10 protein-coding genes and 3 pseudogenes are annotated in these 18,157 nt (G+C 68.3%); 6 read left to right on the top strand and 7 right to left on the bottom strand.

Translation table 11 applies throughout. From position 1 onward, the window contains the following. The first annotated feature begins 17 nt into the window (after positions 1 to 17). Positions 18 to 6,200: a polymorphic toxin-type HINT domain-containing protein gene (locus ACQEV8_RS15830; RefSeq protein ID WP_432960634.1), complete on the top strand. Its 6,183-nt coding sequence runs from the start codon at positions 18 to 20 to the stop codon at positions 6,198 to 6,200. Next, positions 6,197 to 6,601 carry a hypothetical protein gene (locus ACQEV8_RS15825; RefSeq protein ID WP_432960632.1) on the top strand — a complete coding sequence of 135 codons (405 nt, stop codon included), beginning with the start codon at positions 6,197 to 6,199 and terminating at the stop codon, positions 6,599 to 6,601. Before ACQEV8_RS15830 ends, ACQEV8_RS15825 begins: the two co-directional genes overlap by 4 nt. Before the next feature lie 90 nt (positions 6,602 to 6,691). Here ACQEV8_RS15825 and ACQEV8_RS15820 read toward each other — a convergent pair. Further along, a pseudogene (locus tag ACQEV8_RS15820) lies at positions 6,692 to 7,293 on the bottom strand (tyrosine-type recombinase/integrase); the annotation flags it as partial. A 438-nt stretch (positions 7,294 to 7,731) separates the two neighbouring features. On the opposite strand from ACQEV8_RS15820, the gene ACQEV8_RS15815 reads away from it, so the two are divergent. Continuing rightward, positions 7,732 to 8,103 (top strand): DUF6234 family protein, encoded by a 372-nt coding sequence (locus tag ACQEV8_RS15815; protein WP_432960630.1) that lies wholly within the window; start codon positions 7,732 to 7,734, stop codon positions 8,101 to 8,103. Here the strand turns inward: ACQEV8_RS15815 and ACQEV8_RS15810 are convergent. The 5 genes and pseudogenes from ACQEV8_RS15810 to ACQEV8_RS15790 all read right to left on the bottom strand — a co-directional run bounded on the left by ACQEV8_RS15810 (position 8,098) and on the right by ACQEV8_RS15790 (position 14,437). After that, complete coding sequence (locus ACQEV8_RS15810) at positions 8,098 to 8,676, bottom strand: Uma2 family endonuclease (protein ID WP_432960628.1); 579 nt, start codon at positions 8,674 to 8,676, stop codon at positions 8,098 to 8,100. The genes ACQEV8_RS15815 and ACQEV8_RS15810 overlap by 6 nt on opposite strands. 92 nt (positions 8,677 to 8,768) lie before the next feature. After that, positions 8,769 to 9,928: pseudogene (locus ACQEV8_RS15805) on the bottom strand (acyl-CoA dehydrogenase family protein). A gap of 5 nt (positions 9,929 to 9,933) precedes the next feature. Next, the gene (locus ACQEV8_RS15800; RefSeq protein ID WP_432960626.1) at positions 9,934 to 10,893 is read right to left on the bottom strand and encodes a hydroxymethylglutaryl-CoA lyase; all 960 of its coding nucleotides are present in this window, start codon (positions 10,891 to 10,893) and stop codon (positions 9,934 to 9,936) included. Then, positions 10,893 to 12,806, bottom strand: coding sequence for a biotin carboxylase N-terminal domain-containing protein (locus tag ACQEV8_RS15795; RefSeq protein ID WP_432960624.1), 1,914 nt, complete (start codon positions 12,804 to 12,806; stop codon positions 10,893 to 10,895). Before ACQEV8_RS15795 ends, ACQEV8_RS15800 begins: the two co-directional genes overlap by 1 nt. Before the next feature lie 14 nt (positions 12,807 to 12,820). Continuing rightward, complete coding sequence (locus ACQEV8_RS15790; RefSeq protein ID WP_432960622.1) at positions 12,821 to 14,437, bottom strand: carboxyl transferase domain-containing protein; 1,617 nt, start codon at positions 14,435 to 14,437, stop codon at positions 12,821 to 12,823. Positions 14,438 to 14,524: 87 nt separating this feature from the next. Here ACQEV8_RS15790 and ACQEV8_RS15785 point away from each other — a divergent pair, with 87 nt between their 5' ends. From ACQEV8_RS15785 to ACQEV8_RS15775, 3 genes and pseudogenes are all read left to right on the top strand, one after another. Then, positions 14,525 to 15,127, top strand: coding sequence for an SACE_7040 family transcriptional regulator (locus tag ACQEV8_RS15785; protein WP_376388238.1), 603 nt, complete (start codon positions 14,525 to 14,527; stop codon positions 15,125 to 15,127). A gap of 138 nt (positions 15,128 to 15,265) precedes the next feature. After that, on the top strand, positions 15,266 to 16,423 hold the full coding sequence (locus ACQEV8_RS15780) for an acyl-CoA dehydrogenase family protein (protein WP_432960620.1): 1,158 nt from the start codon (positions 15,266 to 15,268) through the stop codon (positions 16,421 to 16,423). A gap of 35 nt (positions 16,424 to 16,458) precedes the next feature. Beyond that, positions 16,459 to 17,345, top strand: a pseudogene (locus tag ACQEV8_RS15775) (acyl-CoA thioesterase). 9 nt (positions 17,346 to 17,354) lie between these two features. Here ACQEV8_RS15775 and ACQEV8_RS15770 read toward each other — a convergent pair. Continuing rightward, positions 17,355 to 18,143 carry a phosphatase gene (locus ACQEV8_RS15770; RefSeq protein WP_432960618.1) on the bottom strand — a complete coding sequence of 263 codons (789 nt, stop codon included), beginning with the start codon at positions 18,141 to 18,143 and terminating at the stop codon, positions 17,355 to 17,357. Positions 18,144 to 18,157: the final 14 nt, after the last annotated feature.

The raw sequence follows: 18,157 nt of genomic DNA, 5'->3' as shown, positions 1-18,157 counted from the left end.
GCCGCAGCTGCCGGCCTGTGCCGGGGGCGGCACAGGCCCGGCTCGGCTTCACCGTCCTCGCTGCCACCGCGAGCAACGGCGGCGACGGTGGCGACTACAAGGCCACCGGCCTTTCCTCTTCGTCCGAGTGGGGCGTCGACACCCGGTCCGGCGCCTTCACCTGGACGTATCCACTGACCACGCCTCCCGTACCCGGCGGCCTGCGGCCCAGCGTCGGCTTGGGCTACAACTCCCAGTCGATCGACGGCCAGACCGCAACGACCAACAACCAGGGCTCGTGGGTCGGGCAGGGCTTTTCCTACGAGCCCGGACACATCGAACGCCGGTACAAGCCCTGTGCAGACGATGGCCACGACGACACCTACGGCGACCAGTGCTGGGCATACGACAACGCCACGCTCGTCCTGGCCGGTGGCTCGTCCGGCGAGATCATCATGGACGACGAGAAGAGCAGGTGGCGGCTCAGCAACGACGACAACTCCAAGATCGAGAAGCTGACCGACACCACCAACGGTGACGACAACGGCGAGTACTGGAAGCTGACGACCACCGACGGAACGCAGTACTTCTTCGGCCGGAACAGGCTGCCCGGATACAGCAGTGGCAACGAGGAGACCGACTCCACCTGGACGGTCCCCGTCTACGGCGACGACCTCAAGGAGCCCTGCTACAAGGCCACCTTCGCCGATGCTCACTGCAACCAGGCCTGGCGCTGGAATCTCGACCACGTCATCGACCCGCACGGCAACGCCATGTCGTTCTTCTACGGCAAGGAGATGAACTACTACACCCAGGGTCTGAAGACAGGCGAGAACGGCAAGCCCTATGTCCGTGGTGGATATCTCAAGCGCATCGACTACGGCCAACGCAAGGACAGGGCGTACTCGACCAAGCCTGCGGCACAGGTCGTCTTCACCACCGGGGAACGTTGTCTCGGCGCGCTGGCCGAGTGCGAGCCCGGAGATCTCACGGACGCCACGGCCGCCAGATGGCCGGATGTGCCCTGGGATCAGAACTGCAAGGCGAGCACCAAGTGTGTGGGTCAGAACTCGCCTACCTTCTGGACCCGCAAGAAGCTGACGAAGATCACCACCCAGATCCGTACCGGTGACTCCCAGTACAGCCCGGTCGACGAGTGGAATCTCACTCACCTGCTGACTGACAACGGTGACGGCTCCAAGGCCCTGCGGCTCGACCGCATCGACCACACCGGAAAGCCCGGCACTGATGCGTCCGTTCCGTCCGTCAAGCTCTACGGCAAGCAGTTCCCCAACCGCGTCGACAAGCCCGGCGACAACATCCAGCCCTTCCATCGCTTCCGCCTGTCGGGCGTGGAGAACGAGACGGGCGGCGCGCTGAGCGTCGACTACGCGCCCACCCAGTGCACTCATTCCGACCTGCCGGCGGAGGATGCTTCCAAGAGGCGCTGCTTCCCGGTGAAGTGGAACCCGCCGGGCAAGGAGGACCCGGTCCTCGACTGGTTCCACAAGTACGTGGTCGAGTCCGTCACCGAGACCGACCTGACCGGTGGCAACCCCGACCAGGTCACCTCCTACGGCTACGTAGGGGACGCCGGCTGGCGTAAGAGCAGGGCCGACGGCATCAGCAAGGCGGAATACCGCACCTGGGGCGACTGGCGTGGCTACGGCAAGGTGCGCGTCGCCACCTCGAAGGGCGCCAACTCGGCCTCCAACACCAAGACCGAGCACGTCTTCTTCCGCGGCCTGGACGGTGATGTGAACGCCGACGGCACGGCCCGCTCGGCGTCGGTGACCGACTCCAACGGGACCTCGTACGAGGACACGGACTGGAAGGCCGGCCAGGAACTCGAAACCCTCACCTACAACGACTCCCAGGTCACCGAGAAATCGGTCATGGTGCCCTGGACCGTGGTGACGGCGACCGATGCGGAGACCTGGGGCACTCGCAGAGCGCGTTACACGGCGAACGGTTCGACCGACACCTATGTGGCGCTCGCCACCGGCGGTTGGCGGCGCACCCGGGCGACCACCTCGTACGACCCGGTGACGGGCCGGATCCGCCAGGTCGACGACTTTGGCGAGGTCGGTGTCGCCGACAACCAGTGCGTCCGCACCGAGTACGCGGACAGCGAGAGCCGGCACATGTACGCGTACGTCTCGCGCATGGAGAAGGTCGCCGTCGAGTGCGCCGTGGCGCCCGATCGCAGCACGCAAGTCATCTCCGACGATCTGTCGTTATACGACGGCTCAACCACGCTGGGCGCGGCACCGGTCAAGGGCGATGTGACCACGACCAAGCGGCTGGAGTCGCACAGCGGCCAGACGGCGACGTACCGGACGACCGCTGCGACGACTTACGACGACTTCGGCCGTCCACTCGTAGTGAAGGACGCCGAGACGGCCTCGTCCTCGACGGCATACACCACATCGACCGCGTACACGGAGACGTACGGCCTGGCCACCAAGTCGGTAGTGACCAACAGGGCGGGCTGGACGGCCGCCACGGAGTACGCACCTCAGTGGGGTGTGCCGACCGCCAAGGTCGACCAGAACGACCGGCGCACCGAGCTGGCGTACGACGGGCTGGGCCGCCTGACCTCGGTCCGGCTCCCTGACCGCATCGGGCTGAGTCCGTCGATCAAGTACGAGTACCTGGTTCGCGCAGGCGACGACCCGACCGCCGTGCACACCCAGAAGATCGAGGAGGACGGCAAGTCGTACGGCAGCGAATGGACGCTGTACGACGGCCTGCTGAGGCCCCGGCAGGAGCAGACAGAGGGGCCGGGTGGCGGCCGAATGGTCGCCGACACCCTCTACGACGGTTCCAACCGCGTGGTAGAGGTCAACAACACCTACTACGCCGCGGGCGCCCCGTCCTCGAAACTCTTCGAGCCGGTCAACGCCGACCTCACCGGGCAGACGGTGACGGAGTACGACGGGGCCAGCAGGGTAACCGCCTCCGTCTTCAATGTGCAGGGCGAGGAGAAGTACCGCACGTCGTACGCCCACGGTGGAGACCGCGTCACCACGACCCCGCCGGCAGGCGGCACGAAGACCACGGTCGTGAAGGACGCCCGCGAGCGCACCACGACCCAGATCCAGTACCCCGAGGGCGGCGACGCGGTCACCACGTCCTACGGCTACACCCCGGCTGGCCAACTCCAGAAGGTGACGGACGACGCCGGGAACGCCTGGACGTACACATACGACCAACTGGGCCGAAAGAAGAAAGCGGTCGATCCGGACATCGGAGTGTCGGAGTTCACCTACGACGCCCTGGACCGTCAGACGTCGGTGACAGTCAACGGTGACAAGACGTCCACCAAGTACGACGAGCTGGGCAGGGCCGTCTCCACCTGGCAGGGTGAGCCGGAGGCCGGTACCAGGTTGTCGATGACGAAGTACGACTCCGTCGCCAAGGGTGAGTTGTACGGCGTCTACTCCTACAAGGACAACGCGGTCCACTCGGCGGTCACGTATCCGACCCTCGACGCCGACAACGACTACCAGCCGGTCTCGACGAAGTACTTCTTGTCGAAGACGGCCGAGCCACAGCTGGGCGGGACGTACGAATTCACCGCTCAGTACAACGACGACGGGACACTGCAGGGGGAGGGCCTGCCGGCAGCGGGCGGTCTGCCCGCCGAGGCCCTCGGTCGCACGTACGACGGTCTGCAGCGGCCGACGGGACTCAACTCTTCGCTGGGCGGACTTAGTTACGTCACCAGTGTGTCGTACTCGCCGACCTCCGATCTGGAGCAGGTGGAACTGTTCACCGGCGAATCGGCCGCCAAGAAGACGCTGCTCAACAATACGTTCGAAGTCGGGACCCATCGCCTGATCAATACGAGCGTCAGGGTGGAGGGCGCGTCCAGCGCCGCCTATGACGCGGACCTCACGTACAACGACGCCGGGGACATCCTCTCGATCGCGGACACGCCCGGCAGCGGCCCGAGCGACGTGCAGTGTTTCAGGTATGACGGCCTGCGGCGTCTGACTGGCGCGTGGACCTCGTCGGTGACGTCGAACGGCGCCAAGGGCACGGGCAGCACGGACGCGGCCTGCACGGGCGGGGCATCGTCCTCGTCGGTCGGCGGGGTGTCTCCGTACTGGACGGAGTACGCCTATGACGCGATCGGCAACCGCAAGAGCGAGGTCCGGCACGGCCTGAACGACGCACCGACCTCCACGCGGACCTACGCCTACGGCGAGAACTCCGGCCCTAACGGCACGGACTCCGGTCCGCACACGGTGTCGTCGGTCGTGGAGAAGACTGCGGCCACGAGCACCACGCCCGCGGTCACGTCTCAGGACACCTACACGTACGACGTGTCCGGCAACACGAAGACGCGAGTCCTGAACGGCGACACCCAGTCCCTCGACTGGGACAAGCAGGGCGAGCTGACGAAGGTCACGAACGCCGACGGCACGGCGACGCGGTACACGTACGACGCGGCGGGCGAGCGGATCCTCAGGGACACCTCTGGGGAGAAGACCTTCTACCTGCCGGGCATGGAGTTGCAGCTGGACAAGTCCACGTCCAAGGTCACGGCGACCCGCTACTACTCGTTCGGTGGCATGCGGATCGCCATGCGGGATGCGGGCGGGGTCCACTACCTGGCGTCGGACCACCAGGGCACGGCGCAGCTGGCGGTCGATGCGAAGACCGGCGAGACGACGCGCCGCCGCACGGACCCCTTCGGCAACGCCCGTGATGAGTCCAAGGCGTCGGCGCCTTCATCGGGCTGGGTCAACGACAAGGGATTCGTGGGCGGGACGGACCAGGCCTCTACGGGCCTGACCACGCTCGGGGCACGCGAATACGATTCCGATACGGGCCGCTTCATATCGGCCGACCGGATCATCGACCACACCGACCCGCAGCAGATCAACGGCTACTCGTACAGCAACAACAACCCGGTCACCTTCTCCGACCCGAGCGGCCTGAAGCCCGACGACTGCATTCACGTCGGGATCACCTGCACCCCGGAACGCAACGGTGGGTGGGACGTCAAGGCGACCGACACCTACTACACCTACTACGGCGTCAAGAAGCCGAAGGAAGCGCCGGCCCAGCACCGGGCACGGCAGCAGCAGGCCAAGGCGGACGCTGCCAAGCAGCGGACGATCGCCGTCGCCAAGGAACTGGCGAAGATCGTCGCGGACGAGCTGGGGATCACGGACGCGCTCGACTGCTTCACCACGGGGGCATTGGGCTCTTGCGGAGCCACGGCACTCAACGTCGTGTCGACTCTGGTGGCCGGTGGACCGCTGGCGAGGCTGGCCGCGAAGTACTGGAACAAGATGGACAAGGCCTGGGCCTTGATCAAACGCATCGGAGGCCTGAGCCGCAGGCTTTGGGACAGCTTCCAGGACTGGCGGAAGAGCAGCAAGGCGGCCATCGCCTGCGAAGACGGCAACAGCTTCACTCCGGACACCAAGGTGTTGATGGCCGACGGCTCCACGAAGCAGATCAAGGACGTAGACATCGGCGACAAGGTCCTGGCGACCGACCCGAAGACGGGCGAGACCCAGGCCGAGACAGTAACGGCGGAGATCAAGGGCGCGGGACTCAAGCACCTCGTGAAGGTAACGGTCGACATCGATGGTGACGAGGGCTCTGAGACGGCTTCGGTCACCGCGACCGATGGTCATCCCTTCTGGGTGCCAGAGCTTGGGGAGTGGATCGATGCCACTGATCTGACGGCGGGTGGGTGGCTTTGGACGAGCGCGGGGACGCGGGTCCAGATCAGCGCTGTGGAGCGGCGGACGGTTGGTTCGGCCACGGTTCACAATCTCACCGTTGCTGATATGCACACGTACTATGTGCTGGCGGGGGCTACGCCGGTCCTGGTTCACAATTCAGGCGGCGCCTGCCCGCTCTACCGAAGCGACACCCGCGGCCCGGACGAGATATTTGAGTCGGGATTTGAGCCGAGAGGGGACAATATGGACCTCCTGGAGCATGCATCCGGATACTCAAGGGACTCTGGATATATTTCCACCACCACTTCAGAGTCTGTGGCGATCAAGCGTGGCGGAAACGTCTACGAGATTCGCGGTGTTGATGGAGTGGACGTAAACAAGGAATTTCCCGGAAATCCATTTGCGCATGAAAGGGAGACTGCAATTCCAGGGCGGGTCGACACGAGTTGTATCGTCGCTTGCAGGCTTAGAGACGGAACTAGGGTTCCGAACCCCAACTATGGCGGGGGATGATTGTGGAGGAGTTGGATCGGACTGCAACCAGGGCAAACGGGGAGGTGGTGAACGTGTTGCTCCGGGTTTCTACAGCGCCTTCGGCCCTTCGGATGAGATTGCCCGATGAAGAGTTTGAGCGCGTCTATGAAGAGGTTGATTTGCTGGAATGTCTCAAATCTGCCCGCCGCGATCTCGAAGACATGGGTCTCCTTCTGTGTTGCCAGGGTGCGAGATTGAATGTCTTCCCGTCGGGAATGACTAGGCAGATGACGGAGGGTCGATTGGCCTACTCGTTGAAAGCTGGAAAAATACCCTCTGATGACGACCTCGTGGATATCTTCGCTCCGGCAGACTGCTCCGAAGTCGCAACGCTAGAAGACCAGCGGGCCGCGATACGGGAATTGTTTCGCATGAAATGAAGTTGATTCACCTTGGGTGAATCTGATGGCCCCACCGGAATATTCCAGTGGGGTCATCGGTCCGTTTTGACGGCAACGCTGACGGCAACGTCAGCGGACGACTGCTGCGGCGGGCGGATCGACGGGTCGTCGTCGGTGGCGCCGAGGGCGTCGCCCAAGGCGTCGATGGCTTGGCGTTGCAGGCGGAGTCGGACGTGGGCGTAGACGCCGGCGGTGACGCCGATGTGGGCGTGGCCGAGGAGTTCCTTGATGACGACGAGATCGACGACCCGCTCCAGGAACAGGGTCGCGGTCGAGTGTCGAAGGTCGTGGAAGCGGATGCGACGGAGTCCGGCCCGGCCGAGGAAGCTGCAGAAGCGGCGGGTGAGACTAGCCGGGTGGAGAGGTCGGCCGGTCGGGGTGGTGAAGACGAGGCCGCTGTACTGCCAGGCCGATGCGGCGGAGTCCAACCTGGTTGAGGAAGCTACGAAAGCGGTGGTGAGGTTGGCCGGGTCGAGAGGCTGTCCTGTGGGCGTGGTGAAGACAAGGCCGCTGTCCTGCCAGGCTGACCCTGCGACCTCGCGGTCCTTGTCCTGCTGCTTGTGCTCCATGAGGGAGCGGATGCATTCGGTCGGGAGTGCGGTGCGGCGTTCGGATGCCCGGGTCTTGGTGGGGAAATGCGTGAGACCGCCGCTGCGGGTGCGCTGGAGTGAGTCGGATGCTGGACAGGTTGATCTCCTGGAATGCCTTACATCTGCACGCCGAGACCTTCAAGGCATGGGTCTGATTCTTTGTTGCCAGGGTGCGCGACTGAATGTCTTCCCGTCCGGGATTGCAAGGCAGATGACTTGCAATCAGGAAAGGCGCCCTCTGGCAGCGGCATCGTGGATACCTTCGCTCCGGCAGACTGCTCCGAAGTCGCAACGCTGGAAGAGTAACTGGCGGCGATGCGGGAACTATTTCGTTGATAAAATCCTGGGTCCTGCGTGGATTCTTCCTCGGTTCTCCTCTGATCCACGGCTGACATCCGCACCCCGCCGGGCCCTGCGCACCTGTGCACGGAGCCCGGTTCGGCTCTTGAGGGATACTCGTACAGATGCCGACCTTCGCTTCCCCAGACCTCCGGCCTGCCGCGGTTTCGCGGTGACAACGTGCCGCTGCCGAGGACCGCGCGTCGGTGGCTGCCCCTCGCCGGGGACATCGCTCTGGCCGTGGCGCTGCTCGTCCTCGACGGCATCGGCGCCGGCGCGGCCTTCCTGCTCGGCATCGACTACAGCGGCTGGAAGCCGTTCGATCCCGACGTCGACAACTCTGACATCGCCCTCACCCCCGACTGGCTGTACGTGGGCATCGCGGGCGGCGTCATGTTGCTGACCGCGGCGGTGCTGGTCCGGCTCCGCGCCATCGTCAGCGCCTGCGTGCAGGTGCTTGTCGGCATCGCCGTACTGGTCATCGCCGTCGGTGGCGCGCAGTTCGACGAACATCGCGGGTGCCGGGGCCGGCGCGAACTTGTCCGTCTATGAGGCGCCAGACCGGCCGTAGCGGCGGAACGCCGTAGTTTCCACCGTCCAGGGGCCGAGCGGTACCGAGTCTCCGAAGATGTACGGGTCCTTGCGGCCGTAGCGGTTTCGGTACGGGTCGGAGTGGACCTCGATCGTGCCGGTGCGGGGGTCGACGATCAGGTAGTGCGGGATGCCCATGGCGGGGTATTCGGTGAGTTTCTCGCCGTAGTCGTTGCTCGGGTTCGACGGTGAGACGATCTCGATGACTGCCAGGACCCGAGTCGCGTCGACCGCCAGGCCCTCCTCGTCCAGTGCGGACTCCGGGATGACGACGGCGTCCGGGCGGCGCATGCGGCCGATCGCCGGGTGCTCGATCTCGGGGCCGTTGGCGCAGATGTAGCCCGGGTGGGTGCCCGGGAGCTGCTCGTCCAGTTGCTTGCAGATGCGGCGGATCGTGCCCTCGTGGCGCTTCGAGGGGCACATCATGGCCAGTATCGGACCTGCCGGGCCGATCTCGACGCGCCAGGTCCCTTCCAGCCGCTCGGCATAGGCTCCGAGCTCCTCGGCGAGCGCGCGCATCCTGGCGTAGTCCATGACCCCAGGGTACGGAGGACTGCGCTGTGTGGCCGCCCGATCACGCCCACGCCGAGTCTGTGCCGGGGGCGGCACAGACCCGGCTCGGGTGGTCAGCCGGCCAGTCCCAGCTCCCGCGCGATCAGCATCCGCTGCACCTCGCTCGTGCCCTCGCCGATCTCGAGGATCTTGGAGTCGCGCCACATACGGGCGACCGGGTACTCGTTCATGAAGCCGTAGCCGCCGTGGATCTGGGTGGCCTCGCGGGCGTTGTCCACCGCCACCGTCGACGAGTGGAGCTTCGCGAGGGCCGCTTCCTTCTTGAAGGGGCACCGGACACCAGGCGGGCCGCCGCGTCGCGCCAGGCGAGGCGGGCCGTGTGGGCCTTCATCTCCATGTCGGCGATCTTGAACTGGATGGCCTGGTTGGCGGCGATGGGCTTGCCGAAGGCGTGGCGTTCCTTGGCGTAGGTGACCGACTCGTCCACGCAGCCCTGCGCCAGGCCCGTCGCCAGCGCCGCGATCGCGATGCGGCCCTCGTCGAGGATGCGGAGGAACTGGGCGTAGCCCCGGCCCTCCTCGCCCAGGAGGTTCGCGGCCGGGACACGGACGTCCGAGAAGGCCAGCTCGCGGGTGTCCGAGGCGTTCCAGCCGACCTTGGAGTACGGGGCCGCGACCGTGAAGCCGGGGGTGCCCGACGGGACGATGATCGAGGAGATGTGCGGTTTGCCGTCCGGGGCGCGGCCGGTGACCGCCGTGACCGTCACCAGGCCCGTGATGTCCGTGCCCGAGTTGGTGATGAAGCACTTCGTGCCGTTGATGACCCACTCGTTCGTCGCGGAGTCCAGGCGGGCCGTCGTACGGGTCGCGCCCGCGTCGCTGCCGCCGTCCGGTTCCGTCAGGCCGAACGCGCCCAGGAGTTCGCCCGAGCAGAGGCGGGGGAGCCACTCGCGCTTCTGGGCTTCCGTGCCGTAGCGGTAGACCGGCATCGCGCCGAGCGAGACTCCGGCTTCGAGGGTGATCGCGACCGAGGAGTCGACCCGCGCCAGCTCCTCCAGGGCCACGCCCAGCGCCAGGTAGTCGCCGCCCATGCCGCCGTACTCCTCGGGGAACGGCAGGCCGAACAGGCCCATGCGGCCCATCTCGCGCACGATCTCGTACGGGAACTCGTGCCGCTCGTAGAAGTCGCCGATCTTGGGCGCCACCACCTCGTGCGCGAACTCCTCGACCGTGCGGCGGAGTTCCTCCAGCTCGGGGGAGAGTCGGTAATCCATCGTGATCAGTGCTCCTCGGGGTCCACGATGTCCTCGTGGGACAGGGCTCGGACGGTGCGGGACGGGCTGGGTCGGCCCAGGTGGCCGGCCATCCACGCGCTTGTGGCGACGAGGCGGCCGAGGTCGATTCCGGTGTCGATGCCGAGGCCCCGCAGCATCCACACGAGGTCTTCGGTGGCGAGGTTGCCGGTCGCCGACTTCGCGTACGGGCAGCCGCCCAGGCCGCCCGCGGAGGCGTCGACCGTCGTCACGCCCTGCTGGAGCGCCGCGAGCGTGTTGGCGAGGGCCTGGCCGTAGGTGTCGTGGAAGTGGACGGCGAGGGTGGTGGGCGAAAGGCCCGCCTCGTCCAGCGCCGAGAGGAGTGCGACCACGTGGCCGGGGGTCGCCACGCCGATCGTGTCGCCCAGGCTCAGCTCGTCGCAGCCCATGTCCCTCAGGGCCTTGCAGACCTGCACCACCTGGGGGATCGGGACCGCGCCCTCCCAGGGGTCGCCGAAGCACATGGAGAGGTAGCCGCGGACCTGCGCGCCTTCCGCCTTCGCGCGGGTGACGACCGGGTCGAACATCGCCAGCGCCTCGTCCACCGTGCGGTTGAGGTTGGCCTTGGCGAAGGACTCCGTGGCGCTGGCGAAGACCGCGACCCGGCAGGCTCCGAGGGCCAGGGCGCGGTCCAGGCCGCGTTCGTTCGGGACCAGGACCGGGAGGGCGGCGTCGAGATCGCTCACCATCGGGAACAGCTGCTCCGCGTCCGCCAGTTGGGGGACCCACTTGGGGTGGACGAAGCTCGTCGCCTCGATCGTCGTCAGGCCCGCGGCGGCCAGGCGGTGGATGAACTCCGCCTTGATCTCCGTCGGGACCGTCGCCTTCTCGTTCTGCAGGCCGTCGCGGGCGCCCACCTCGTGGATGCGGACGCGGGCGGGGAGGTCCTCGGCCGGGACCGTCATCGGAAGACCGTGGGCCGCCATCACTCCGCCTCCTCGTGGGGTGCGATGACCGCCAGGACCTGGTCCATGGCGACCGTCGAGCCCGGCGCCACGTCCAGCTCCGTGACCTTGCCGGCGTGCGGGGCGGAGATGACGTGCTCCATCTTCATCGCCTCCACCACCAGCAGGCTCTGGCCCGCCGTCACCTCGTCGCCGACGGCGACCTTCACCACCGTCACCGTGCCGGGCATGGGCGCGGTGAGGGAGTCGGCGCCCGCGTGGGCGGCGCGGTTGAGGGACGCCGCCACCGGGTCGTGGTCGCGCACGTGCCAGGCGTCGCCGTCGCGGGCGAGCCAGTCGGCGGCGCGGTGGAAGGTGTGGCGGACGCCGTCCAGGGTGACCGAGACATGGTGGTCGGTGACCGCGGCGGTGCCGCGTGGGGTGTACTCCAGCTCCTCCTGCACCCTCAGGTGGAAGGCCGGTGGCTTCGGCTCGCCGCCCAGACGCCAGCCGGACGGGACCGAGAAGGGGTCCGTCCAGCCGCCCGCCCGGGGCTTGAGCGCTTCCAGACGTACGGCCGCCGCCGCCTCGTAGACCTCCTCCGGTACGTCCGAGGGGATCAGCCCCTCGACCTCGCGCTCGACCAGGCCTGTGTCCAGGTCGCCCGCGATCACCGCCGGGTGAGCGAGCAGTCGGCGCAGGAACCCGGCGTTCGTCTGCACGCCGAGCGTGACCGTCTCCGCCAGGGCCGAGCGGAGTTTGCGCAGGGCGGTCGCGCGGTCGGGGCCGTACGCGATGACCTTGGAGAGCATCGGGTCGTAGAGGCTTCCGACCTCCGTGCCCTCGGTGAGGCCCGAGTCGGTGCGGACGCCGTCGCCCTGTGGTTCGCGGAGTCGCAGGACCGTGCCGCCGGAGGGGAGGAAGCCGCGGGCCGGGTCCTCGGCGCAGATGCGGGCCTCCACCGCGTGGCCGGTCAGCCGTACGTCCTGCTGGGCGAAGCCGAGCGGCTCGCCCGCCGCCACCCGCAGTTGCCACTCGACCAGGTCCAGGCCGGTGATCAGCTCCGTGACCGGGTGTTCCACCTGGAGGCGGGTGTTCATCTCCATGAAGTAGTACGACGAAGGGTCGCCGCCGTTGACGATGAACTCCACCGTGCCCGCGCCCCGGTAGCCGCAGGAGCGGGCCGCCTGGACCGCCGCCTCGCCCATCGCGGAGCGGGTCTCCTCGTCGAGGAGGACGCTCGGCGCCTCCTCGATGATCTTCTGGTGACGGCGCTGGAGGGAGCACTCGCGCTCGCCGAGGTGGACCACGTTCCCCTGGCCGTCGGCCAGGACCTGGATCTCGATGTGCCGGGGGCGGTCGATCCAGCGCTCGACGAGGAGCGTGTCGTCGCCGAAGGAGGCGCGGGCCTCGCGGCGGGCCGAGGCGATCTCCTCCTCCAGCCGGGTCAGGTCCCGCACCAGGCGCATGCCCTTGCCGCCGCCGCCCGCGCTCGGCTTCAGCAGCACGGGCGCGCCCAGCTCGCGAGCCGCCTCGGCCAGGTCAGGGTCGCGTCCGCCGGGCACCACGGGGACTCCGGCCGCCTGGACGGTCTCCTTGGCGCGGATCTTGTCGCCCATGAGCGAGATCGCGTCCGCCGGGGGGCCGATGAAGACCAGGCCGGCCTCGGCGCAGGAGCGCGCGAAGGCGGCGTTCTCGGCGAGGAAGCCGTAGCCGGGGTGAACGGCCTGGGCGCCGGTGCGGGCGGCGGCTTCCAGGAGGCGCTCCGCCGACAGGTAGCTCTCCGACGCCGGGGCCGGTCCGATCCGGACCGCCGTGTCCGCCTCGCGGACGTGCCGGGCGTCGGCGTCCGCGTCGGAGAAGACGGCCACCGAGCGCACGCCCATCGACCGCAGCGTCCGGATGACGCGTACGGCGATCTCGCCCCGGTTGGCCACAAGCACTGTCTCGAACATCGTCGTCCGTCCCCTCACATCCGGAAGACGCCGAACTGGGGGTCACCCAGGGGCGCGTTGGCGCACGCGGTCAGGGCCAGGCCCAGGACCTGACGGGTGTCCAGCGGGTCGATCACACCGTCGTCCCAGAGGCGGGCCGTCGCGTAGTAGGCGCTGCCCTGCCGCTCGTACTGGGCGCGGATAGGGGCCTTGAAGGCGTCCTCGTCCGCCGCCGGCCAGGACTCGCCGCGCGCCTCCAACTGGTCGCGCTTGACGGTCGCGAGGACCGATGCGGCCTGCTCGCCGCCCATGACGGAGATCTTGGCGTTCGGCCACATCCACAGGAAGCGGGGGGAGTACGCCCTGCCGCACATCGAGTAGTTGCCCGCGCCGTAGGAGCCGCCCACCACGACCGTCAGCTTCGGTACGCGGGTGCACGCCACCGCCGTGACCATCTTGGCGCCGTGCTTGGCGATGCCGCCCGCCTCGTAGTCCTTGCCGACCATGAAGCCGGAGATGTTCTGGAGGAAGACCAGGGGGATGCCGCGCTGGTCGCACAGCTCGATGAAGTGGGCGCCCTTCTGGGCGGACTCGGAGAACAGGATGCCGTTGTTGGCGACGATGCCCACCGGGTGGCCGTGGATCCGGGCGAAGCCGGTGACCAGGGTCTGGCCGAACTCGGACTTGAACTCGGCGAACCGGGAGCCGTCGACGACCCGGGCGATGATCTCGCGTACGTCGTAGGGCGTGCGCGAGTCGACCGGGACCGCGCCGTAGAGACTCTGCGGGTCGACCTTGGGTTCCGTGGCCTGCGTGACCTCCCAGGGGAGCCTCCCGCGCGCGGGGAGGGTGGAGACGATGGTGCGGACGATGCGCAGGGCGTGCGCGTCGTTCTCCGCGAGGTGGTCGGTGACGCCCGAGACGCGGGAGTGGACCTCGCCGCCGCCCAGCTCCTCCGCCGTGACGACCTCGCCGGTGGCCGCCTTCACCAGGGGCGGGCCGCCCAGGAAGATCGTGCCCTGCTCGCGGACGATCACCGCCTCGTCGCTCATCGCCGGGACGTACGCCCCGCCGGCCGTGCAGGAGCCGAGGACGGCGGCGATCTGGGGGATGCCGGCGCCGGACATGCGGGCCTGGTTGTAGAAGATCCGGCCGAAGTGGTCCCGGTCCGGGAAGACCTCGTCCTGCATGGGGAGGAAGGCGCCGCCGGAGTCCACGAGGTAGACACAGGGGAGGCGGTTGTCGAGGGCGACCTCCTGGGCGCGGAGGTGCTTCTTGACCGTCATCGGGTAGTACGTGCCGCCCTTGACCGTGGCGTCGTTGGCGATGATCACGGTCTCGCGGCCGCTGACCCGGCCGATGCCGGCGATGACACCGGCGGCCGGGGCCTGGCCCTCGTACATCCCGTCGGCCGCGAGCGGGGCCAGCTCCAGGAACGGTGAGCCCGCATCGAGGAGGGTGTCGACGCGGTCGCGGGGGAGCAGCTTGCCGCGCGCGGTGTGGCGGGCGCGGGCCCTCTCGCCGCCGCCCTGGCCGGCTGTGGCCAGCTTGGCGCGCAGCTCGTCGACGAGGGTGCGGTGTGCCTCCTCGTTGGCCCGAAAGGGCTCCGACGCGGGGTCCGCCGCGGTCGTGAGCTCCGGTGCCTCGTGCATCCTGCGGGTCCCCTCACCTTGTTAATGAGCGTTAACGCATTTCCTTCAGGTTAACGACCGCTAACCTCCCTGTCTAGAATTGTTTTCATGGCAACCAGGACCGACGCACCCACCCGCCGTGAGCAGATCCTCAAGGAGGCCGCCCGGCTCTTCGCCGAGCGTGGTTTCCACGGGGTCGGAGTCGACGAGATAGGCGCCGCGGTGGGGATCAGCGGGCCCGGTCTGTACCGGCACTTCGCGGGCAAGGACGCGATGCTCGCGGAGCTGCTGGTCGGGATCAGCGGGCAGTTGCTCACCGGGGCGAAGCGGCGGTTGTCGGAGGCGGAGGCGGACGGGGGTGTGGGGGCGGGGGTGGTCCTCGACTCGCTGATCGAGGGGCATATCGACTTCGCGCTCGACGACCGTCCACTGATCACCCTGCACGACCGGGAGCTGGACCGCCTCCGGGACAGTGACCGCAAGATGGTGCGGCAGCTGCAGCGGCAGTATGTGGAGCTCTGGGTGGGTGTGGTGCGCGAGGTCTATCCGGGGCTGGCGGAGCCCGCCGCACGGTCGGCCGTGCACTCGGTGTTCGGCTTGCTGAACTCGACGCCGCATCTGGGGAGGGCCGGGGCGCTGGCCGGGCGGGGCGCGGTCGCGGAGCTGCTGCACCGGATGGCGCGGGGGGCGTTCGCGGCGGCGGGGGAGTGACGGCCTGCGCCCCCAGGTGCTCCCGCCCGTCGGCGTGACGAGCGTTACCCCACCCCCACCCTGGACGCTTGTTGATACTCGCCGGTATCTTGGGGTGAGCAAGCGCTTAGACATACCGAGGTCCGTGGAGGTGGCGGCGTGCGCCGTACGGTGTTCAACGAGGATCACGAGGCGTTCCGGGAGACCATCCGCGCCTTCATCGAGGCCGAGGTCGTGCCGGTGTACGACGAGTGGTTCGCCGCCGGCCAGGCGCCGCGCGACTTCTACTACAAGCTCGGTGAGCTGGGGGTCTTCGGCATCAACGTGCCGGAGGAGTTCGACGGCGCGGGCCTGGAGAGCCACAAGTTCGAGGCCGTGCTCTACGAGGAGACCGCTCGCGCGGGCGTCGCGTTCGGCGGCTCCGGCGTGCACGTGCTGCTCGCCCTGCCCTACCTCAAGATGCTCGCCACCGACGAGCAGAAGAAGCGGTTCCTGCCCAAGTTCGTCTCCGGCGAGGAGATGTGGGCCATCGCGATGACGGAGCCGGGCACCGGTTCCGACCTCGCGGGCATGAAGTCCACCGCCAAGCTCTCCGAGGACGGCACGCACTACGTCCTCAACGGCGCGAAGACCTTCATCACCGGCGGGGTGCACGCCGACCGCATGATCGTCTGCGCCCGCACCTCCGCGCCGACCGCCGAGGACCGCCGCCACGGCATCTCCCTCTTCGCCGTGGACACCAAGTCCGAGGGCTACTCCGTCGGCCGCAAGCTCGACAAGCTGGGCCTGAAGACCTCCGACACCGCCGAGCTGGCGTTCGTCGACGTCAAGGTCCCCGTCGAGGACCTCCTCGGCGAGGAGAACAAGGGCTTCTACTACCTCGGCCACAACCTGGCCTCCGAGCGCTGGGGCATCGCCTTCGGCGCCTACGCCCAGGCCAAGGCCGCCGTACGGTTCGCCAAGCAGTACGTCCAGGACCGCACCGTCTTCGGCAAGACGGTCGCGTCCTTCCAGAACACCAAGTTCGAGCTGGCCGCCTGCCAGGCCGAGGTGGACGCCGCCGAGGCCGTCGTCGACCGCGCGACCGAAGCCCTGGACGCCGGTGAGCTCACCCCCGCCGAGGCCGCCTCCGCCAAGCTGTTCACCACCGAGGTCGCCCACCGCGTCATCGACCGCTGCCTCCAGCTGCACGGCGGCTACGGCTTCATGAACGAGTACCCCATCGCCCGCCTGTACGCGGACAACCGCGTCAACCGCATCTACGGCGGCACCAGCGAGATCATGAAGTCGATCATCGCGAAGGACATGGGCCTGTAAACCGACCGTCGTCAAAGGCCGGTACAACAGTTCTCATGAGCCAGGCACTTCAGGATCTCCTCGATCTGCTCGACCTCGAGCAGATCGAGGAGAACATCTTCCGCGGCCGCTCCCGGTCCGCCGTCGTCCCCGGGTCTTCGGCGGGCAGGTCGCGGCGCAGGCGCTCGTCGCCGCCGGGCGTACGGTCCCCGAGGACCGGCCCGCGCACTCCCTGCACGCGTACTTCCTGCGCCCCGGGGATCCCGGCGCGCCCATCGTCTACACCGTCGACCGGATCCGCGACGGCCGCTCCTTCACCACCCGCCGCGTGGTCGCCGTCCAGCACGGCAAGCCGATCTTCCATCTCTCGGCGTCGTTCCAGGTGTACGAGGACGGGCTGGACCACCAGGAGCCGATGCCGGCCGCGCCCGATCCCGTCACGCTGCCCACCGGTGAGGAACGGCTGCGCGGATACGGCCACATCGACCCGGCCGTGGTGGAGAAGTTCGCCGAGGCGCGGGCGGCCGTCGACCTGCGGTACGTCGAGGAACCGCCGTACGGGAAGTTCGGCGAGCCGCGCGAGCCGCACTCGCAGGTGTGGTTCCGCACCAACGGCAAACTGGGCGGAGCGGTCGACGAGCCGCTGCTGCACGTCGTCCTCGCCACCTACGTCTCCGACATGACGCTGCTCGACTCCGTGCTGCTCGCGCACGGGCGCGGCGGCTGGGCCGTCGGTGACGTGGTCGGGGCCTCGCTGGACCACGCCATGTGGTTCCACCGGCCGTTCCGGGCCGACGAGTGGCTGCTGTACGACCAGGAGTCCCCGTCCGCGTACGGCGGCCGGGGACTGGGGCAGGCCCGCATCTACACGCGGGACGGGCGCCTCGCCATCTCCGTGATCCAGGAGGGCGTGGTCCGCGTCCCGCGCGACCAGGGCGCTTGAGCCCTGCTTCTAGCTGAGGCCCGCCTCCGCCAGCAGGTACGCCGTCATCGGGTCGTAGTGGCGCGGGCTGACCACGTGGTCGTCGAGGGGCACCGTCACCTGCACGGTGCCCTCGGCCTCGGCGATGAACAGGGCCGGGTCGTTGCAGTCGGCGTAGCCGACGGAGTCGACGCCGTGCTGGCCCGCGTATCCCGCCCAGCCGTGGTCGGCGACGACCAGGTCGGGCAGGGGGCGGCCCTCGCGTTCCATGGCGGTCAGGATCGCCTTCATCGGTTCGCCCGAGTGGGTGTGCCAGAGGGTGGCACCGTGCTCCAGCACCGCCACGTTCGCGAACTGCATGACGTAGCCCTCCTCGGTCGTCAGGCCCTCCGGGATGACGACGATCTCGCAGCCCGCCGCGCGCAGCGCCGACGCGGTCGCGCCGTGCACGTCCAGCAGGCCGCCGGGGTGGCCGGTGGCGAACAGCACCCGCTGCTGTCCGTCCGCCGCCTTGCGCAGCCGCCCGGCCATGCGATCCAGCCCGGCGACGGTCAGCTCCGGGTCGATGGTGTCCTGGCCGTACCGGTGCTCGGGATCGTCGTTCACGCCCACCCGTTCCGCCATCACCGCGAGGACGTCCTGCTCGTCGGTCCAGCGGGTGCCGAGTTCCAGGCCGAACCAGTAGTGGCGGTCGTTGTTCGCCAGCTTGCGGTAGTGGGAGAGGTTGTTCTCGCGGGGGGTGGCGACGTCGCCCGCGATGCGCGTCCTGACGAGGTGGTCGACGAGTTCGGCGCGGCTGGGTGTCCCGGGTATCGGCATGACAACCATTGTGG

Origin of the sequence: Streptomyces sp. CA-179760, assembly GCF_050937045.1 — a bacterium.
GTDB lineage: Bacteria > Actinomycetota > Actinomycetes > Streptomycetales > Streptomycetaceae > Streptomyces.
This window is presented reverse-complemented; position numbering and strand designations above follow the sequence as displayed.

Bases quoted from the DNA above. Each gene is read 5' to 3' on its own strand.
- ACQEV8_RS15785 (WP_376388238.1), top strand. From the start codon at position 14,525: ATGGCAACCAGGACCGACGCACCCACCCGCCGTGAGCAGATCCTCAAG.
- ACQEV8_RS15795 (WP_432960624.1), bottom strand. From the start codon at position 12,806: ATGTTCGAGACAGTGCTTGTGGCCAACCGGGGCGAGATCGCCGTACGC.
- ACQEV8_RS15810 (WP_432960628.1), bottom strand. From the start codon at position 8,676: ATGGACTACGCCAGGATGCGCGCGCTCGCCGAGGAGCTCGGAGCCTAT.
- ACQEV8_RS15790 (WP_432960622.1), bottom strand. From the start codon at position 14,437: ATGCACGAGGCACCGGAGCTCACGACCGCGGCGGACCCCGCGTCGGAG.
- ACQEV8_RS15800 (WP_432960626.1), bottom strand. From the start codon at position 10,893: ATGGCGGCCCACGGTCTTCCGATGACGGTCCCGGCCGAGGACCTCCCC.
- ACQEV8_RS15770 (WP_432960618.1), bottom strand. From the start codon at position 18,143: ATGCCGATACCCGGGACACCCAGCCGCGCCGAACTCGTCGACCACCTC.
- ACQEV8_RS15825 (WP_432960632.1), top strand. From the start codon at position 6,197: ATGATTGTGGAGGAGTTGGATCGGACTGCAACCAGGGCAAACGGGGAG.